Annotated in this window: 12 protein-coding genes; 8 read left to right on the top strand and 4 right to left on the bottom strand. The window is 63.6% G+C overall.

What is annotated here, in order from left to right:
- Positions 1 to 127: 127 nt before the first annotated feature.
- Complete coding sequence (locus tag P9236_RS14725) at positions 128 to 370, bottom strand: hypothetical protein (protein ID WP_126085800.1); 243 nt, start codon at positions 368 to 370, stop codon at positions 128 to 130.
- Between the two features lie 54 nt (positions 371 to 424).
- Positions 425 to 1714: an isocitrate lyase gene (gene aceA, locus P9236_RS14720; protein WP_278075360.1), complete on the bottom strand. Its 1290-nt coding sequence runs from the start codon at positions 1712 to 1714 to the stop codon at positions 425 to 427.
- 241 nt (positions 1715 to 1955) lie between these two features.
- Here aceA and P9236_RS14715 point away from each other — a divergent pair, with 241 nt between their 5' ends.
- The 6 genes from P9236_RS14715 (at position 1956) to P9236_RS14690 (ending at position 9246) form a co-directional block, all read left to right on the top strand.
- Complete coding sequence (locus P9236_RS14715) at positions 1956 to 3404, top strand: helix-turn-helix domain-containing protein (RefSeq protein WP_278075359.1); 1449 nt, start codon at positions 1956 to 1958, stop codon at positions 3402 to 3404.
- A gap of 163 nt (positions 3405 to 3567) precedes the next feature.
- Positions 3568 to 4518: a DMT family transporter gene (locus P9236_RS14710; RefSeq protein WP_278075358.1), complete on the top strand. Its 951-nt coding sequence runs from the start codon at positions 3568 to 3570 to the stop codon at positions 4516 to 4518.
- A 341-nt stretch (positions 4519 to 4859) separates the two neighbouring features.
- A complete protein-coding gene (locus P9236_RS14705) occupies positions 4860 to 5957 on the top strand; it encodes a polyamine ABC transporter substrate-binding protein (RefSeq protein ID WP_278075357.1) in 1098 nt (365 codons plus the stop codon).
- Positions 5958 to 6315: 358 nt separating this feature from the next.
- On the top strand, positions 6316 to 7455 hold the full coding sequence (locus P9236_RS14700; RefSeq protein ID WP_278075356.1) for an ABC transporter ATP-binding protein: 1140 nt from the start codon (positions 6316 to 6318) through the stop codon (positions 7453 to 7455).
- 10 nt (positions 7456 to 7465) lie between these two features.
- Positions 7466 to 8431: an ABC transporter permease subunit gene (locus P9236_RS14695; RefSeq protein WP_278075355.1), complete on the top strand. Its 966-nt coding sequence runs from the start codon at positions 7466 to 7468 to the stop codon at positions 8429 to 8431.
- Complete coding sequence (locus tag P9236_RS14690; protein WP_278075354.1) at positions 8428 to 9246, top strand: ABC transporter permease subunit; 819 nt, start codon at positions 8428 to 8430, stop codon at positions 9244 to 9246. Before P9236_RS14695 ends, P9236_RS14690 begins: the two co-directional genes overlap by 4 nt.
- A 60-nt stretch (positions 9247 to 9306) precedes the next feature.
- Here the strand turns inward: P9236_RS14690 and P9236_RS14685 are convergent, their stop codons facing one another.
- Positions 9307 to 11214 carry an AsmA family protein gene (locus P9236_RS14685; protein ID WP_278075353.1) on the bottom strand — a complete coding sequence of 636 codons (1908 nt, stop codon included), beginning with the start codon at positions 11212 to 11214 and terminating at the stop codon, positions 9307 to 9309.
- A gap of 264 nt (positions 11215 to 11478) precedes the next feature.
- On the opposite strand from P9236_RS14685, the gene P9236_RS14680 reads away from it, so the two are divergent.
- On the top strand, positions 11479 to 13437 hold the full coding sequence (locus P9236_RS14680) for an acetoacetate--CoA ligase (RefSeq protein WP_278075352.1): 1959 nt from the start codon (positions 11479 to 11481) through the stop codon (positions 13435 to 13437).
- Positions 13438 to 13825: 388 nt separating this feature from the next.
- Here the strand turns inward: P9236_RS14680 and P9236_RS14675 are convergent, their stop codons facing one another.
- On the bottom strand, positions 13826 to 17707 hold the full coding sequence (locus P9236_RS14675) for a PAS domain S-box protein (RefSeq protein WP_278075351.1): 3882 nt from the start codon (positions 17705 to 17707) through the stop codon (positions 13826 to 13828).
- 246 nt (positions 17708 to 17953) lie between these two features.
- On the opposite strand from P9236_RS14675, the gene P9236_RS14670 reads away from it, so the two are divergent.
- Complete coding sequence (locus tag P9236_RS14670; protein WP_278075350.1) at positions 17954 to 18415, top strand: phasin; 462 nt, start codon at positions 17954 to 17956, stop codon at positions 18413 to 18415.
- Positions 18416 to 18585 lie beyond the last annotated feature (170 nt).

The raw sequence follows: 18585 nt of genomic DNA, 5'->3' as shown, positions 1-18585 counted from the left end.
ATATAGAAAGAATTGCTAAAATTCGGCGCAAGTTCTCCCTGCTATCGCAAGCGGAATTCGAAAAAACCGAAAGTCTCCCGAACGTATAGCGCACGGGAGACACTCGTCGAAGATTTGTTACGTAACGTCAACTATGGTTCTGCTGGGTGACGATCACCGGGATCAAAAGATCACCCCAGTTGCCGTCCCCGCCATGGTGCCTGGCCGAACGCACCAGCTCCACGGACACCCCCGCCTCGACCGCCTTCATCACCGACTGGTTCAGCCTGTGCAGGTCGTTGGCAAGCATGCGGATCGTCGCCTGTTGATCGACGCTCATCGCGCTCGATTGTTCCTCGGCACGTTCCTTGACGCGGCTTATCGATGCCATTGCTCTTCTCCTCGACGTAAAGTGCCTCTCTGGGCGTTTCCTCTTAAGTTGTCGTCACTCGGCGGCCGGCCTGAACTGGGCGTGCTCGGTCGACTCATTCATGGCGGTGGTCGAAGACTGGCCGCCGGTGATCGCAATCGACACGGCGTCGAAATAGCCGGTGCCGACCTCTCGCTGGTGCTTGGTCGCGGTGTAACCGTGGGCCTCTGCCGCGAATTCGGCTTCCTGCAGTTCCGAATAGGCCGCCATCTGCCGGTCCTTGTAGCCGCGGGCCAGCTCGAACATGCCGAAGTTCAACTGGTGGAAGCCGGCAAGCGTGATGAACTGGAACTTGTAGCCCATGGCGCCGAGCTCCCTTTGGAACTTCGCGATGGTCGCGTCGTCCAGGTTCTTCTTCCAGTTGAACGACGGCGAGCAGTTGTAGGCCAGCAGCTTGCCCGGATGATGCTTGCGCACGCCCTCGGCGAACTTCCTCGCCTGCTCGAGATCTGGCTTGGAGGTTTCGCACCAGATCAGGTCCGCATGCGGCGCGTAAGCGACGGCGCGCGCGATGCAGGGCTCGATGCCGTTCCTCACATGGTAGAAGCCCTCGATCGTGCGGCCCGCATCGTAATCGACGAAGGGCCGGTCGCGCTCGTCGATATCGGAGGTGAGCAGCTTGGCCGCCTCCGCGTCGGTCCGCGCCACCACCAGCGTCGGCGTGCCCATCACGTCGGCAGCAAGCCGCGCCGCGTTGAGGTTGCGGATATGCGCCGCGGTCGGGATCAGAACCTTGCCGCCGAGATGGCCGCACTTCTTCTCCGACGCCAGCTGGTCCTCGTAATGGACGCCCGCGGCGCCGGCTTCGATGAAAGCCTTCATGATCTCGAACGCGTTGAGCGGTCCGCCGAAGCCGGCCTCGGCATCGGCGACGATCGGTGCGAACCAGGTGTCGACCGACAGCCCCTTGCCCTCGGACGTTTCGATCTGATCGGCGCGCTGAAGCGTGCGGTTGATGCGCTTGACCAGCTCCGGCGCTGCATTGGCCGGATAGAGCGACTGGTCCGGATACATGGCGGACGCCGTGTTGGCGTCGGCCGCGACCTGCCAGCCCGACAGATAGATCGCCTTCAAGCCCGCCCTGACCTGCTGCATGGCTTGGTTGCCCGACATGGCGCCGAGCGCGTTGACGAAGTCTTCCTCGTGGATGAGCTTCCACAGCCGGTTCGCACCCATTTCGGCAAGCGTTTGGCGAATCTGGACCGAACCGCGCAGCCGCTTCACGTCCTCGGGTGAATAGGGTCGTTCGATGCCGTCGAAACGGCCTTCCGGCGCGGACGGGACGAGGTTGTAAAAATCAGTCATCGGTTGCTCCAGATCGGTTCTGCTTCTTCGGATGACGCTTTCGCGGGAGTCATTTCGGCGCCACTGGTGTGTGACATAATTTACATTGCGACGCAAAAGGTGCCAGAAAAACCAAGGGCTCCTGCCAAAAATAAGAGAAAAACTGTGTTGTGTTTGACAGGTTGGTGCTGTAAATTTGTCATGATTGTAAAAGGCGGATGGGCGGCAACCACGCGTGTAAATTCTTGTCAAGGATAGATGATTGGCCGACCAGAAGATCTTTGCCGGGCCGCGCATCCGCCGGCTTCGCAATGCCAAGGGGCTGACCCAGACGGCGATGGCCGAAGGGCTGGCCATCTCGCCGTCCTATCTCAACCTCATCGAGCGCAACCAGCGGCCGCTGACGGTTCAGTTGATCCTCAAGCTGGCGTCCGTCTACAAGATCGACCCGCACGAACTGCAGGGCGAGACCAAAGGGTCGATCGCGGCGCTGAAGGAAGTGTTCGGCGATCCGCTGCTGGCCGGCGAATTGCCGGGGGACCAGGAACTGATCGATCTCGCCGAAATCGCGCCGAACGCCTCCACGGCCATGGTAAAGCTGTTTCGCGCCTATCGCGAGCAGGCCGAGCGGCTATCGGATCTCAATGAGCTTCTGGCGCGCGAAGGCAGGGCGACCGCATTGTCCGGCACGCGGCTGCCTGTCGATGAAGTGCACGAGACCTTCGAGCGTCGGCCGAACTATTTCGCCGCGCTGGAGGAGGAAGCGGAAGCCTTCGTTTCGCTGCTCGATCCTGGAGACTACCTGTTCGGGGCGCTGAAAGCTTGGCTGAGGCGTGAGCACGGCATCGTGGTCAAGGTGCTGCCGGTCGCCACCATGCCGAACTGGCGCAGGCGTTATGACCGCCATTCGCAACGCCTGTTCCTGTCCGAGCGGCTCTCCCCCTTCGATCAGTTGCGCGAGGTCGCCATGGAGGCGAGCCTGATGCGCATGACCGTCGCCGTGGCCGCTGAGATCCAGGCGTTGAAGCTCGCGACCGACGAGGCGCGCCGGCTTGCCCGCTTCGAGCTCGGCCGCTATGCCGCGCACGCCCTGATGATGCCCTATCAGGCCTTTCATGCGGCGGCCGTCCGCGCCCGCTACGATATCGACGTTCTGCGCTCGCGTTTCGGCGTGTCGTTCGAACAGGCGGCAAACCGTCTGACCATGTTACAGCGGCCGGGCGCGGCGGGCGTGCCGTTCTTCATGCTGGAGGTCGACAATGCGGGCAACCGCTTCCGCAAGGCTGGCAGTCAGGGCTATCCGCAAAGCCGTTTCGGCGGCGCTTGTCCGAAGCTTCCTGTACATGCGGCCTTTTCGCAACCTGGCCGGATACTGGTCGAGGCGGTGGAAATGCCCGACGGCGCCGAGTTCCTCTGCATCGCCCGCACGCTCGAAGGGCCGCAAGGCGCCTTCTCCGAGCGGCCGCGGCGCACGGCGCTTCTGCTTGGCTGCGACATCGGCTTTCGCGACGAGATCGTCTACAGCGCGGCGCTGCCTGGGCCGGCCGCCGGCAAGACCGCGCAGGGCGCGGCCCTCGCAACGCCGGTCGGTCCGGCCTGCAGGCTCTGCGAGCGCGTCGGCTGCCTGGCCCGCGCCGAGCCGCCCGTGACGCGGCCGCTCGGCCTCGATGAGATGGTGACGGGCCTCAGCGCTTTCGATTTCCAGGGATGATGCCTGCCGAACCTTAGCGGGCCGGCGGGCGCAGGCCGGCTTTGTCCCATATTTCAGCGGATGCTGGATCACGCCTGGCTTTCGCCTTTGCGCTACGCGATTGGACATGGTGTTGTCGTCCTTGGTGGATCGTACCGCCTGCAACTCGCTGACAGTCGAGCCCATGTCCGATACCGCTTCGCCCCGCATTGCCTTGCCTGCCGTCTCGCCGCGCGACGAGCGGATCGGCATGCTCTTGGTCTTCCTGTCGGCGCTGATGTGGAGTTTTGGCGGCACCATCGCCCGCTTCATCCATGTCGGCGACAGCTGGACAGTGGTGTTCTGGCGCTCGCTCTGGGCGGTGGCCTTCCTCATCGCCTTCATGGTCTGGCGCGACGGCTGGCGCGGCACTTTGAAACTGTTCCGTGACATGGGGCTGCCCGGGCTTGGCGTCGCCTTCTGCTTCGCTACCGCTTCGACGAGCTTCATTGTCGCGCTCGCCTACACGACGGTCGCGAACATCCTGTTGATGCAGGCAGGCGTGCCGCTTCTGGCGGCCTTGCTCGCCTGGGTGCTGTTTCGCGAACGTGTGAGCCCGGGGACCTGGGCGGCAATTGCCGCCGTCATCACCGGCGTCGCCATCATGGTCTCGGAGTCTTTGGGCGGCGCCGTCTCGCCGATCGGCGACGGGCTGGCGCTGCTGATCGCGGTGATGTTTTCGTTCGCGACCGTGATCACCCGGCGCTTCGCCCATGTGCGCATGGTTCCGGCCACGTGCCTCGGCGCGCTGTTGGCCGGCGCCTTTGCCGCCTCGCAGGCCACGGAATTTGCCGTCTCCGCGCGCGATATGGGCTTTCTCTTCGCCTTCGGCGTGATCAATCTCGGCGTCGGCCTCGCCTTTTTCGTCATGGGCGCGCGGCTGGTGCCGGCGGCCATCGCGGCACTGCTCGGCACCTTCGAACCGATCCTCGGCCCGATCTGGGTCTGGCTCGTCCATTCCGAGGTGCCGTCGGTGCGCACCATCATCGGTGGCGCGGTCGTGGTCACGGCACTGCTCGTGCATATCGCATTCGAGTTCAAGCGGCAGACCCGGCCCGAGCGGCCAGGCATTACAGGCCTGCCATCTCCTAATTGATGCCACACAAGCGTTTGCCATTGACAACCGTGTCGCCGCGCGGGCAGGCTGCGATTACGGCAACAACAAGACAGGCGTATCTTGCCAAGTGTCTCTGCCGGCCTCACCGGGGCCGGACCGCAACGTCATATTTCTGACTACGCCGCGGCGAACGCCGCTGACGCCGCTCTGATACCCTTCCGGAGGGGGTGCAAGGGCCGGAACCGCTACTCAACGATCCAGCGCGGTCCCAGCGGGTCGCGCCCATTGCCCTCCGGAAAGCTCAACAATCCGAACCAAACGCCGTCCCGCGCCCATATCGCGCCGAGCCGGCAGGGGAACATTCACCAAAGGAGAACATCATGATCCGCAAAGCGCTTTTGCTTTCGGCGACCTCGGCATTCCTGACGATCTTTACCGTAGGCGGTCATGCCGACGATCGCGTCGTCAATGTCTATAACTGGTCGGACTACATCGACAGCTCGATCATCGACGACTTCACCAAGAAAACCGGCATCAAGGTCGTCTACGACACCTTCGATTCCAACGAAATCCTGGAGACGAAACTGCTGGCCGGCGGCAGCGGCTACGACGTCGTCGTGCCCAGCGCCAACTTCCTGGCGCGTCAGATCCAGGCCGGCGTCTTCCAGAAGCTCGACAAGTCGAAGCTGCCGAACATCTCCAACATGTGGGACGTCATCACCGAGCGCACCGGCAAGTACGATCCGGGCAATGAGTACTCGGTCAACTACATGTGGGGCACGGTCGGCCTCGGCTACAACGTCAAGAAGGTGCAGACCGCGCTCGGCACCGACAAGATCGACAGTTGGGACGTGTTCTTCAATCCGGAGAGTCTGGCCAAGCTGAAGGACTGCGGCGTCTATGTGCTGGATTCGCCCGCCGACATCATTCCGGCGGCGCTGAAATATCTCGGCCTCGACCCGAACAGCACTTCGCCTGACGACATCGCCAAGGCCGAGGAAGCGCTGCTGAAGGTTCGACCCTATATCCGCAAGTTCCATTCGTCCGAATACATCAACGCTTTGGCCAACGGCGACATCTGCCTGGCGGTCGGCTGGTCGGGCGACGTGTTCCAGGCGCGCAACCGCGCCGAGGAAGCCAAACAGGGCGTCGAGATCGGCTATTCGGTGCCGAAGGAAGGCGCCCAGATGTGGTTCGATCAGATGGCGATTCCGGCCGATGCGCCGCATGTCGCCGAGGCGCTCGAGTTCATCAACTACATGATGACGCCGGAAGTTATCGCCAAGTCGTCGAACTACGTGCTCTACGCCAACGGCAACAAGGCCTCGCAGAAGTTCGTCGACAAGGCCCTGCTTGAAGACACCTCGGTCTACCCGGACGAGGAGACGACCAAGAAGCTTTATACCGTGCAGCCATACGATCCCAAGACACAGCGCGTCATCACCCGCACCTGGACCAAGATCGTCACCGGCCAATAGGCACTGAGAAGCGACCCCGGCAGCCAATTGCCGGGGTCGCTTTCCTAGAGCAATTCCAGGAAAAGTGCGCAGCGGTTTTCCGTCCGGAATTGCGCCAAAACAAAGAGACAGAGCAATTCCAGGAAAAGTGCGCAGCGGTTTTCCGTCCGGAATTGCGTCAAACAAAGAGACAGAGCAATTCCAGAAAGTGCTTGGCGGTTTTCCGTCTGGGATTGCGTGAGAACGAGGCAGCAATTCCAGAAAAGTGTGGACGGTTTTTCGTCCGGGAATTGCGTCAAAACAAAAGCTAAAGCGGTTCTGCGTTTCCTTGGAAACGATGCACCGTTCTAGCGGAAAGAAACAGAACCGGAGTGGGGATATGAAATCGCTTGGCAGCATCCGCAGGGATTTCGCGCCATGGAATGATCCGAACGCCAAGCCGTATATCCAATTCGACAAGGTGACCAAGAAATTCGGCGACTTCATCGCCGTCAACAATCTGTCGCTGACCATCTTCGAGCGTGAGTTCTTCGCCCTGCTTGGCGCCTCGGGTTGCGGCAAGTCGACCTTGCTAAGGATGCTCGCCGGATTCGAGGAGCCGACCGCGGGGCGCATTCTGCTCGACGGCCAAGATCTGCGCGGCATCCCGCCCTACAAGCGGCCGGTGAACATGATGTTCCAATCCTATGCGCTGTTTCCGCATATGACGGTGGAGAAGAACATCGCCTTCGGCCTCAAGCAGGAAGGCATGCCCGCCGCCGATATCGAAAAACGTGTTGCCGAGATGCTGAGGCTGGTCAAGCTCGAGCAGTTCGCCAAGCGCAAGCCGCATCAGCTTTCCGGCGGCCAGCGCCAGCGTGTGGCGCTTGCCCGCTCGGTCGCCAAGCGGCCGAAGGTCCTTCTCCTGGATGAGCCGCTCGGCGCGCTCGACAAGAAGCTGCGCGAGGAGACGCAGTTCGAATTGATGGACCTGCAGCAGGAACTCGGCCTCACCTTCGTCGTCGTCACCCACGACCAGGAGGAAGCCATGACCATGGCCGACCGCATCGCCATCATGGACAAGGGCGAGGTGATGCAGGTCGCCACACCGGCGGAAATCTATGAGGCGCCGACCTCGCGCTTCGTGGCGCATTTCGTCGGCAACGTGAATATGTTCGAGGGCAAGGTCGCCGAGCGGGCGGCCAATACGACGCGCATCACCGGCACAACCGGCGCGCAGATCGTCGTCGAGAATGCCGCCGATACCGCCAAGGGCGCCGATATCGTCTTCGCGATCCGGCCGGAGAAGATCAAAGTCTCGTCTAAGAAGCCGGCGGATGCCGTCAACGCCCTCGAAGGCGAGGTCTATGACGTCGCATATCTCGGCGACATGACCGTCTATCACATCAAGCTCGATGACGGTCAGATCGTGCGGGCCAGCGCGTTGAACGCCTCGCGCGTCACCGAGGACCCGCTGACCTGGAACGACCGCGCCTGGGTTTCCTTCCGGCCCGACGCCGGCGTCGTGCTGACCAGGTAGGAGCGGGGCCATGACCCACATAGCCGTAACCGCCTCCTCATCGGTCGAAACCGCCGCTCAGTTGCCAACCAGGCTGGCGAAGGGATTCGTCAGTCGCCTCGTCATCATCATCCCCTATCTCTGGCTGCTGTTCTTCTTCCTCGTTCCGTTCATCATCGTCTTCAAGATCTCGCTGTCGCAGACGGCGATCTCGATGCCGCCCTACACGCCCGTGCTCGATTTCAGCGATGGGATTTCCGGATTCTTCGCCGGATTCCGCGAGCTCAATTTCGACAACTACACCTGGCTGACCCAGGACGCGCTCTACTTCAATGCCTATGTGACCAGCCTGATCATCGCGGCCATCTCGACGGCGCTGACGCTGATCGTCGGCTATCCGATCGCCTATGGCATGGCGCGCGCGCCGGCGACGGTCAGGCCGACCCTTCTGATGCTGGTGATCCTGCCGTTCTGGACCTCGTTCCTGATCCGCGTCTATGCCTGGATCGGCATCCTCAAGCCGGAAGGGCTGCTCAACCAGGTGCTTTTGTCGCTGCACATCATCAGCCAGCCGCTGGTCATCCTCAACACCTACACCGCGATCTTCATCGGCATCGTCTATTCCTACCTGCCCTTCATGGTGCTGCCGCTCTATTCGTCGCTCGAGAAGATGGACTATTCGCTGATCGAGGCGGCGCAGGATCTCGGCTGCCCGCCGACCGGCGCCTTCTGGAAGATCACCTTTCCTCTGTCGTTGCCGGGTGTGATCGCCGGCTGCCTGCTGGTCTTCATCCCGGCCGTCGGCGAGTTCGTCATTCCGGATCTTCTCGGCGGCTCGCAGACGCTGATGATCGGCAAGACGCTGTGGAACGAGTTCTTCGCCAACCGCGACTGGCCGGTCTCGTCGGCGGTGGCGGTCATCCTGCTGTTGGTGCTGACCGTTCCGATCATGTTCTTCCAGCAGGCTCAGGCTCGTGCACAGGAGCAAGGCAAATGAACGCCACCTGGAGCCGCTTCAACATCACCTCGATCGTGCTCGGCTTTGCCTTCCTCTATCTGCCGATCGTGCTGCTCATCGTCTTTTCCTTCAACGAATCGAAGCTCGTCACCGTCTGGGGCGGCTTCTCGACCAAATGGTACGTGTCGCTGTTCCACAATCAGGGCCTGATGGACGCCACCTGGGTGACGGCTCGCGTCGGCGTCATCTCGGCCACCGTGGCGACTGTGCTCGGCACGCTGGCCGCGATCACCTTGACGCGCTACACGCGCTTCAAGGGGCGGGTGCTGTTTTCCGGCATGGTCTTTGCGCCGCTGGTCATGCCGGAAGTCATCACCGGCCTGTCGCTGCTGCTGTTGTTCGTGGCCGTTGGGCTCGATCGCGGCTTCTTCACGGTCACGCTCGCCCACATCACCTTCACCATGTGCTTCGTGGCCGTCGTCGTGCAGTCGCGCCTGGTCTCCTTCGACCGCTCGCTCGAGGAAGCGGCCATGGACCTCGGCGCGCCGCCGGTGAAAACCTTCTTCCAGATCACCTTGCCCGTGATCCTGCCGGCGATCATCTCGGGCTGGATGCTGGCCTTCACGCTTTCGCTCGACGACCTGGTCATCGCCTCCTTCACCTCTGGCCCGGGGGCCACGACGCTGCCGATGAAGATCTACAGCCAGGTGCGTCTCGGGGTGACGCCGGAGATCAACGCCGCCTGCACCATCCTGATCGCCGTGGTCGCGGTCGGCGTCATCATCGCCTCGATCGCCAACAAGCGCCGCGAGGTCCAGCGCCAGCGCGACGAGCAGGCGGCGCAGCGTGGGTGAGGAAAAAGGACGGGCGCGACCTGCGACTTGCCTTCCTATCGGTTGCGCGCTGTTCGGAAATTACTGGCCTGAAACGCCCCGGCTGATCGGCGAGATGAACGGCGTGCTCCAGTTGCCGCCGACGAAGAACAGTGACTGCTTTGGTGGCGGCGGCGCCTGCACGGCCGCCTGACTGCCGGCGGCCGGTTGCTGCGCCGGCTGTTGCTGTGCGGGCTGTTGCTGCGCAGGCTGCCCGTTCGGGATGACGCCGCCGGAGAGCGCCAGCCCGCGTCCGCTATAGGAGGCGATGCCCGAAAGCCAGATCTTGTACTTCTGTGAATTGACCTCCGCCTTGTCCAGCCGCGCCACGCCTTTCGAGATGCTCGCCTTGATCTCGGCGCCGTCTATCGGCAGCGAGCCGTCGGCGACGTCGTCGAGCGCGAAGAACCCGCCCTGTTCGTTGCGCTTGAGGAAGGCGGGCAGGTTGAGCCCGTTGAGCGAGCCTGGTCCGAACGTAGCCGAAAAGGATCCGTCGGCATTCTCGAAAATCGAATCCCAGGCCTTGCCCGGCCCCTTGAGGATGATCGAGACGGTGCCGGTGCCGGCCGGCACCAGTCGCGTCATCCCCGCCGCGGTGGCGAAGGCCCCGGTATCGACATCCGACGCCAGGAGTCGCATTTCGACCTGAGTGCCGTCCGGCTTGCGGTCGAAACGCAGGCTGCTTTGGATGTTGCCGTTGAAGGCAGAAGCGTCGGAAATGTCGAAGACGGCAAGTCCGTTCTTGACCTGCGCTGTCGCGGCGACGTCGGCCAGCTGGACCGGGCCGGCGGTGGCGTGCGCCGCCGACAGCCTGAGATCGAGGTTGATCTTGTCGGCGAAGCTGGTGTCGATCTCGCCGGGACCCGCTTGGCCGGCCGGAGCGATCGGCGTGAAAGCGGAAAGGAACGATCGAAGATCGAGCGTGTCGAAGGCGAGCGTTCCGGAAATGACGGGCCGCGCCTCGCTGAACGAAAAGTCCAGCGCTCCCATGCCGGGATTGTTGTCCAGCGCTACCGTTGTGTTCTCGAATTTCGCCCGTCCGGCCGACGCCGTCACCTTGCTCGTGACCGAGACGGAACCGATCGCGGCGCCGGGCGCGATGCCGGCCTGCGACCATTCGAGCAGGCGTCTCAGCGAAGGAGCGGCGAATTTCGCCTGACCGTCCAGATAGGCATTCTCCGACATCGAGGCGACGCCGTCGAAGGAGAGCGTGGCGGGCGCCGCCTTGAAGGCGAACGTGACGGGCGCGACGCCTCCGGCAAACAGCACCAGCGGCTTGGCAGAGGAAAAATCGACCTGGACACTCTCGCCGCGCCATATACCGGTCGCCGTGAGCGCGGCTTCGCTGTTCATCGCCGCCCAGTTCACCTGGCCGCTGAGGCTGCTCAGGATCTCGATGTCCTTGCCGCCCGCCGAGGTCACGATGCGGCCGTCACGGAACTCGACGATGCCGAATGGATCGGAAGGCAGTCTGCCGAGATCTGGCTTTTGCGGGTTCGCGGTGACAACGCCGCGCGCGGTGTCGATCGAGCGCGTGATGCGGCCGCCGGTCGGCAGCGGCGGCAGATAGACGCCGCTCGCCGTACGCTCGACCCTGATGGTCGGTCGCACCAGCCTTGCCGTTGAGAATTGGACGTCGCCCTGCAAGGCGGCCATGGCGGAGAGGTCGACCTCGACGCGCTCGGCTTCGACCACCGGCGGCGCGTCGGTCTCGGTCCATTGCGACAGCGTCACGTCGCTGAGGATTGCCCGGAATTTCGGCCACACCTCGATGCGCGGCGAGCCGTCTATGGTGACGCGAAAACCGCTCCAGGCGCTCAATTCCCAGGCGATGCGATCGCGCACGATGCGCGTCGAGGCAATCAGCGGCAGGGTGGCGACGGCAAGCGCGATGACCAGCACCGCAACGCCGATCACCCACACCCCGCGCCGGATCAAAGATGATGGCATTGCGCCCCGTATGCTTCCATTGCCGACAAATCGCCCGACGGGTGTAACCGAGAGCTGACGCTTTTCAAGTCTTTATGGCCCCGCGATGGCGTTTACGCCCTGTCCTTTGTCGGCCATTCCAACAAAATCTTGCTCCGCTGCGCCGCGGTATGCATAAGCGATGAACCCGTCCGGCCCGCAAACGCGACGCCGGTTTTGGGACAACGACGCGAGCGCGTTCAGGCTTAACTGCCGCAATCGCGACGCGCTTTGGGAGCAACGATGATGGCCGCCGACACCCCCTTGTGGACGCCGACGCAGAACCGGATCGCCTCCGCGCCCATGACCGCCTTCATGAAGGCCGCGGCGGCGAAATCAGCAGAGGCTTTCTCCAGCTACGCCGAACTGCACCGCTGGTCGATCGACGACCGCGAGGCGTTCTGGAGCCTGATCTGGGATTTTTGCGGGCTTGTCGGCGACAAGGGCGAGCGGGCGCTGGTCGATGGCGAGAAGATGCCGGGCGCTGTCTTCTTTCCGGACGCGAAGCTCAATTTCGCCGAGAACCTTCTGAAGAAGACAGGCGGCGGTCTGGCCATCGTCTTCCGCGGTGAGGACAAGGTCGAGCGCCGGCTGTCCTGGAACGAGCTTCATGCGCTCACCTCTCGCCTGCAGCAGCTTTTGCTCTCGCTTGGGGTCAAGCAGGGCGACCGCATCGCCGCCATGATGCCCAACATGCCCGAGACCGTCGCCGCCATGCTGGCGGCAAGCTCGATCGGCGCGGTCTGGTCTTCCTGTTCGCCCGATTTCGGCGAACAGGGCGTGCTCGACCGTTTCGGCCAGATCGAGCCGGTCGTCTTCATCGCGCCCGATGGCTATTGGTACAACGGCAAGGCGATCGAGGTCGCCGACAAGGTTCGTGCCGTGGTCGAGAAGCTCGCGAGCGTGCGCAAGGTGCTGATCGTCGACTATCTCGGCACATCCTCCGATGTCGCCGCCACCATCGACAAGGCAGCGGCGCTGGAAGACGCGCTCTCGCCCTTCGCCGCCAAGCCGCTCGCCTTCGAGCGACTGCCGTTCTCGCATCCGCTCTACATCCTCTTCTCCTCCGGCACGACCGGCATTCCGAAATGCATCGTGCACTCGGCCGGCGGCACGCTGATCCAGCACGTCAAGGAGCAGCGGCTCCATGCCGGCCTGCTTGACGGCGACCTTTTCTTCTACTTCACCACCTGCGGCTGGATGATGTGGAACTGGCTGGTTTCCGGTCTCGCCTCGGGCGCGACCTTGCTGCTCTACGACGGCTCGCCTTTCTATCCCGACGGCAATGTGCTGTTCGATTTCGCCGACGCCGAGAAGATGACCTATTTCGGCACCTCGGCGAAGTTCATCGATTCCGTGCGCAAGGCGGGGTTGAAGCCCATCAAGAGCCACGACCTCGGCAGCGTGCGCACCATCTCCTCCACCGGCTCGCCGCTGTCGCCGGAGGATTTCCGCTTCGTCTATGAGGGCATCAAGAAGGACGTGCACCTGGCCTCGATTTCCGGCGGCACCGACATCGTCTCCTGCTTCGTGCTCGGCGTTCCGACCGAGCCGGTCTGGAGCGGCGAGATCCAGGGACCGGGCCTTGGCCTGGCGGTCGACGTCTGGGACGACGACGGCAAGCCGGTCACGCAGGAGAAGGGCGAGCTCGTCTGCACCAAGGCATTCCCGTCGATGCCGATCGGCTTCTGGAACGACCCGGAAGGCAAGAAATATCGCGCCGCCTATTTCGAGCGCTTCGACAACGTCTGGTGCCATGGCGACTTCGCCGAGTGGACGGCGCATGGCGGCATGATCATCCATGGTCGCTCCGATGCCACGCTCAATCCGGGCGGGGTGAGGATCGGCACCGCCGAAATCTACAACCAGGTCGAGCAGATGCCGGAGATACTGGAGGCGCTCTGCATCGGCCAGGATTTCGACAATGACGTGCGCGTCGTGCTGTTCGTGCGGCTGGCCGCCGGGGTGAGCCTCGACGAGGATCTGGAAAAGCGCATCCGCGCTAGGATTCGCGCAGGCGCCAGCCCCCGCCACGTACCGGCCAAGATCGTTGCCGTCACCGATATCCCGCGCACCAAATCGGGCAAGATCACCGAGCTCGCCGTGCGTGACGTGGTCCATGGCCGTGCCGTCAAGAACAAGGAAGCGCTCGCCAACCCCGAGGCGCTGGAGCTGTTCAGGGACCTGCCGCAGCTGGCCGATTGATGCGTGCCGCCCAAAACTGTGCAGCGGTTTTGGGACACGGAATGCATCCCCAAAATGGCGCTGCGGCACGGTTAAAAAATTCTGTCGGTCGAATTTACCTAGATTTCACGAGTGGTACACATTCGTAAATTTTTTCGGCGCCCGGTAAGGACTTGTTAAGGGACGGCGCCGATAGTCGCGTGTAACTTGAGGGAGAGATCCCGTTCCTCGTCCCCCTGAGGATCAGATTCGCTCAAGTCCCCGTTGTGACAGCAATCCCATTTCAAGGCGTCCATTGGACGCCTTTTTTCTTTCCTGGCCGGGATCGCTGAGTAGTTTGGTTTTACGCAATTCCGGAAGGAAAACCGCTACGTACTTTTCCTGGAATTGCTCTGGCTGAAAAACGCGATTATTCGGCCAGCACGCGCGTCGAAGGGAAGGCGATCTCGACCAGTGTGCCTTCGCCGGGCGTCGAGGTGATGGTGAAGCGGGCGCGGTTCGCCTCCACCATCGCCTTGGTCAGCGGCAGTCCAAGGCCTGTGCCGTCGCCGCGGCCGCGTTTCAGCGCATTGATCTGCTTGAATGGCTTCAGCGCCTGCTCGATTTCGGCCTGCGTCATGCCGATGCCGGTGTCGCGCACCCGCATGACGACGTCGCCGGAGGCCTCGTAAGCGGTGGAGACGATCACTTGTCCGCCGGCCTGCGTGTAGCGGATGGCGTTGGACAGGATGTTGAGGGCAATCTGGCGCACGCTTCTCAGGTCCGCCACCACTTCCGGCAGCCGCGAGGCGAAGCTGGAGCGGATGATGACGCGCTCGCGGTTGGCCTGCGGCTGCATCATCGCCACCGTTTCGGCCAGCGTGTCGTTGAGCGACACCGCTTCGTACGCCATCTCCTGCTGGCCGGCCTCGATCTTGGAGATATCCAAGAGATCGTTGACTAGGTCGAGCACGTGATTGCCGGAACGGTTGATGTCGCGCAGATAGTCGCGGTAGCGGTCGTTGGCGACCGGACCGAACTTCTCGTCCACCATCAGTTCCGAAAAGCCGATGATGGCGTTGAGCGGCGTGCGGATCTCGTGGCTGATGCGGGCGAGGAAATCCGTCTTCTGCGAGGAGGCGCGCTCTGCCACGGCGCGCGCCTGGGTCAGGTCCTCCTCGGCACGCTTCCACTGGGTGATGTCGCGCACGACGGCGCAGAAACCGCTGTCGTTGGGCAGCCTGCCGATGGTCATGAACAGCGGGATGAAGCGCCCCTGCGCCTCGCGGCCGATGACCTCGCGCCCGTCGTTGAGCAGACTGGCCACACCCGGCTCGGAAAGGCCGGCGAGATAGTCGCGCGCCGCGCGCTGGCTCTCGATGGCGAACAGCGAAGCGAAGGGCTTGCCGGCGATCTCGTCGCTGTCGAAGCCGAACAGGGCTTCGGCCGGACGGCTGATCGAGCGGATATTGCCGTCGCGGCCGATCAGCACCACGCCGTCGGTGGCGGTGTCGATGATGGTGCGCATTTCGGCGATGCGCGACTTGAGCTCGGAAACGTCGGGCTGTTGGCTCGGCTCGTCGTTCGCCGCGCCGAAGTGCGCCGCCGGCGCTTCGTCCTCGCCGGAGCGGCGCACCACCAGCATCAGCGCCTTGCCGTCGCGCCACGGCACGGAGCGCAGGAGCGCATCGATCGGGAATTCCTGGCCCTGGCGGGTCGTGAGCTTCAGCGAACGGTCGCTTTCGGCGGCCTCGCCGTCGTTGGCGTAGTGGTCGGCGAACAGCGCGCCAAGCCCGCCGGCATCGGTAAGGTCCTCAAGCGCGTCATAGCCGGTGAGCTCGAGGAAGGCATCATTGGCGTAATGCAGCACATCGCCGGAATGGATGAGCAGCGGCACCGGCAGCCTGGCGACGATGGACGTGTCGGGCGCCCTCGCTTCCTCTCCGGTGGAGAAGGCCGACGGCACGAAGCCTTCGAGCTTGAGCGGCGGCACCGTGAGGCGCGGCCGCTCCGGAGGCGTCGCTTTCGCTTTGCCGGGCTGTTCAGCCGCGGGCAGGGCGCCGTCGGGTCCGGCCCAGTCCTCGCTGTCTTCCGCATCGCGAAAATCGTCGGCCGTCATGCTGTCGTCGTCAGCGCCGGCGTTAGAGGCCTCGGCCGGCCGTTCAGCCCTTGGCTCAGCCGCCTTTTCCGTCGCGGCGGTCTGGCGGGTTTCGGAACCCGGCGCTTCATCGGCGGCTTTCTCGCGTCCGGCATAGTCGAGCAGCGAACCGGACGCGGGTGAGGCTTCCTCGCCGGTTGCCTCGGAAGCATCGTCGGCGCCGTCGAGCCGAGCCAGATCCTTTTGATCTTCCGCTTCGGACTGTGCCTCGGCCGCCTCATCGGCATCGGCCTCTGGCGGGTTGTCTTCCTGCGCGGCGGGCTCATGGCTGGTCGCGACAGGCGCTGCCAGATCGGATTCGCCGGTCTTCCTCTCACCAGTCTTCGGTTGTTCGGCCGCTGGGCCGGCGGTGGTTGCATCGGGCCGCTTTTCAACTTCAGCCGTCAGCGGCTCGGCCGGGCCGGCACTGTCCTTCCGCAGCCGCTCGCCGATCTCGCGAAAGGCGCTGCGCTCGAGGATCGACAGGCCCCTCTCATGTCCCGGCTTGTCGCTTCCTGGCTTGTCAGGTCCTGGCTGCTTGTCGTTGGCCGGCTGCCTGTGCTCGGCCAGCCGGATCACCTTGTCGGCATAGCGCCGCTCCGGCTTCGGCACGATGGCCAGCGCGGGCACCTCACCCCGGAACGGATCGGCAGACTTCGGCGGCTCTGCCGCCGATGGCTCGGCGGCAGGTTCGGCTTCGGCTGGCGCGGCGCCATTGGGCACAAGCGCCATGCCCAGCGCTTCCGGATCGACGACGGCGTCGGCGCTGCGCGCGACGCCGAAGCCGCGGAAGCCCTCGAAGGCGCGGCTGCGGCCATAGACCGGCAGCGCCGCGAGATCGACGGGGATCTTCAGGTCCGTGCCCGCCACCGGCCAAAGCACCGAGCGTCCCGACCAGGTATCACGCCGCTCGAGCAGGGTGGCGATCTCGCCCGATGCGTCGAGCCCGAAAGTGGTGGCGACATCCTTGAAGCGGCGGCCGATCACATCCGCGGCCGGCTTGCCGACGATATCGGCGAATTCCGGCGACAGCGCGCTGAATTTGCCCTCGGCGTCGGTGCGCCAGACGAAACGCAGCGGCGACGCCGAACGGTCGATGTTGCGAGCCGCGGGCGGCCCTGCCTGAGCGGCGGTTTCGGCGGCATCCTGGCGGCTTTCGGCGACGGTATCCGTCGGTTCGACCCGCGCCGGCGCTTCCTGCTCAGGCACATCGTCGCCGCCGGCGTTGAAATACCAGTGGTCGTGCTGCGCGGGGCCGGCATCGACAGTCCGTTTGCCTGCCTTGGTGGCATCCGGCGCGTCGGCCGTGGTCTCTTGCGTTGGCTGGGCGTGATCAGCAGGCCCCGCCAGGGTTGCAACCGCCTCTCCACCCGAGGTCGCAGCCGGGGGCGAGATATCGTGCTCTCGGACCGACTCGGCTTCGGCGGCGATGCTCTTGTCTTCAGGGACGGCGGACGCGCTTTCCGGCGCTGCCGCCTGATCGCCGCCAGGCCGGTCGTCCTGCTGGCCGTCGAGCTGCTCCTCGTCGATCACCACCAGGAGATGGCGCTGGTCGGTAAGCCGCGCGAAGCCGGCCGGGTAGGAGGTGCTTGCGCCGGGAACAAGGCGCTTGACGACGCGGTCTCCGGCACTTGCCACGTCCGCGACAAGGGCAGCCAGGGTCTCCGGCTTGATGCCGAGCGCCGCAAAGCCTTCCGAAGCCGCCTCGACACGGCCGCGGGCGTCGACGAAGGCGATGAAATGTCCGGCCTCGGTGAAGCCGCCGATGGCGCGGCTGGCGATTTCGGCAATACTGCGCGAACCGGTCTGTGCCGCCGGTATCGCCAGCAGGATCGCCTTTTCGCCGTCCGGCATCGTCACCGTGCTGGCGAGCAAGCCGATGGCGCGGCTCACCATGCCGGTCGCCAGCCTGACGGTGATGGTGCGGTCGCTGCCGATGTCCGGAAAGCCGCTGGTCGCCATGATCTGCCGCCTGGCTATCAGCGGCAGCCGTGCCGAGGCGCCGATGATGGCTTCGATATCAGGATAGCCGAACACCGCGGCGCCGGGACCATTGGCCCAGATCACCTGCTCGAGGTCGGCAGACAATATGGCAAGCGCGTCTCCGGCAGCGAAGCGCTGGCGCACCGCATCGAGCACGGCGACATCGAGGAAGGAGTAGTTTTCAGGCGGCATGCGCTGGCGAACCCTCCGCAAGCGGGCATTTCGGTTAACGCTTTGTTAATAAAAGCGTACGGGGCGAAGGTCCACAAGCCATGCCGTGTATCGGCCGAAATCTCTGGGCGCGTGGTTAATGGTATGGCGATTTTTATGGTGCGCTGCAACAAAGATATTGCAATGCACAAAAGTTGCCTTTATATTGCCATCATACATGAACGAGACGGCTTTCTGTCAAAGCCGCTACCCCTGAAAGGTTGGAAAATGTCCAAGACTGGCAAGACCGCTGAGACCATCGAAAACGTTGAATTCCCGAGCTTTGACGCTTCCAAGGCCACCGACCAGATCCGCGCCTTCGCCGAGAAGGGCGTTGAGCAGTCGAAAGAGGCCTATGCCAAGTTGAAGAATGGCGCCGAGGAGACCCAGAAGGTTCTGGAGTCGACCTACGAGACCGCCAAGACCGTTTCCAGCGACCTATCGCTCAAGTCCATCGCCATCCTGCGCGCCAACGCCGAGGCCAGCTTCTCGCATCTCGAAGCCCTGGTCGGCGCCAAGACGCTTTCCGAGGTCGTCGAGCTGCAGACCTCCTTCCTGCGCAAGCGCGTCGAGATGGCCATCGAGCAGGCCAAGGACTTCCAGACCGTTGCCTCCAAGGCCGTCGAGGACGTCTCCAAGCCGGTCAAGACCGCTTTCGAGAAGGCGATCAAGGACGTCAAGGCGGCCTGATACGTGCTACGAACTGCATCAAAACGTCGCATTTTGTCAGACAAATAGATGTGCGATGGATTGAGCAGATGAATACCCGGAGAGGGAAACCTCCTCCCTTCGCTCTCCGGGGTGACCAGCCAGCTCCTCCTCCCGCTGGCTCGTAACAGGAAAAGGCCGGCACCTCCTCC

The sequence above is a fragment of the Mesorhizobium sp. WSM4884 genome, from assembly GCF_029625675.1.
In the GTDB taxonomy this organism is placed as follows: Bacteria; Pseudomonadota; Alphaproteobacteria; order Rhizobiales; family Rhizobiaceae; genus Mesorhizobium.
This window is presented reverse-complemented; position numbering and strand designations above follow the sequence as displayed.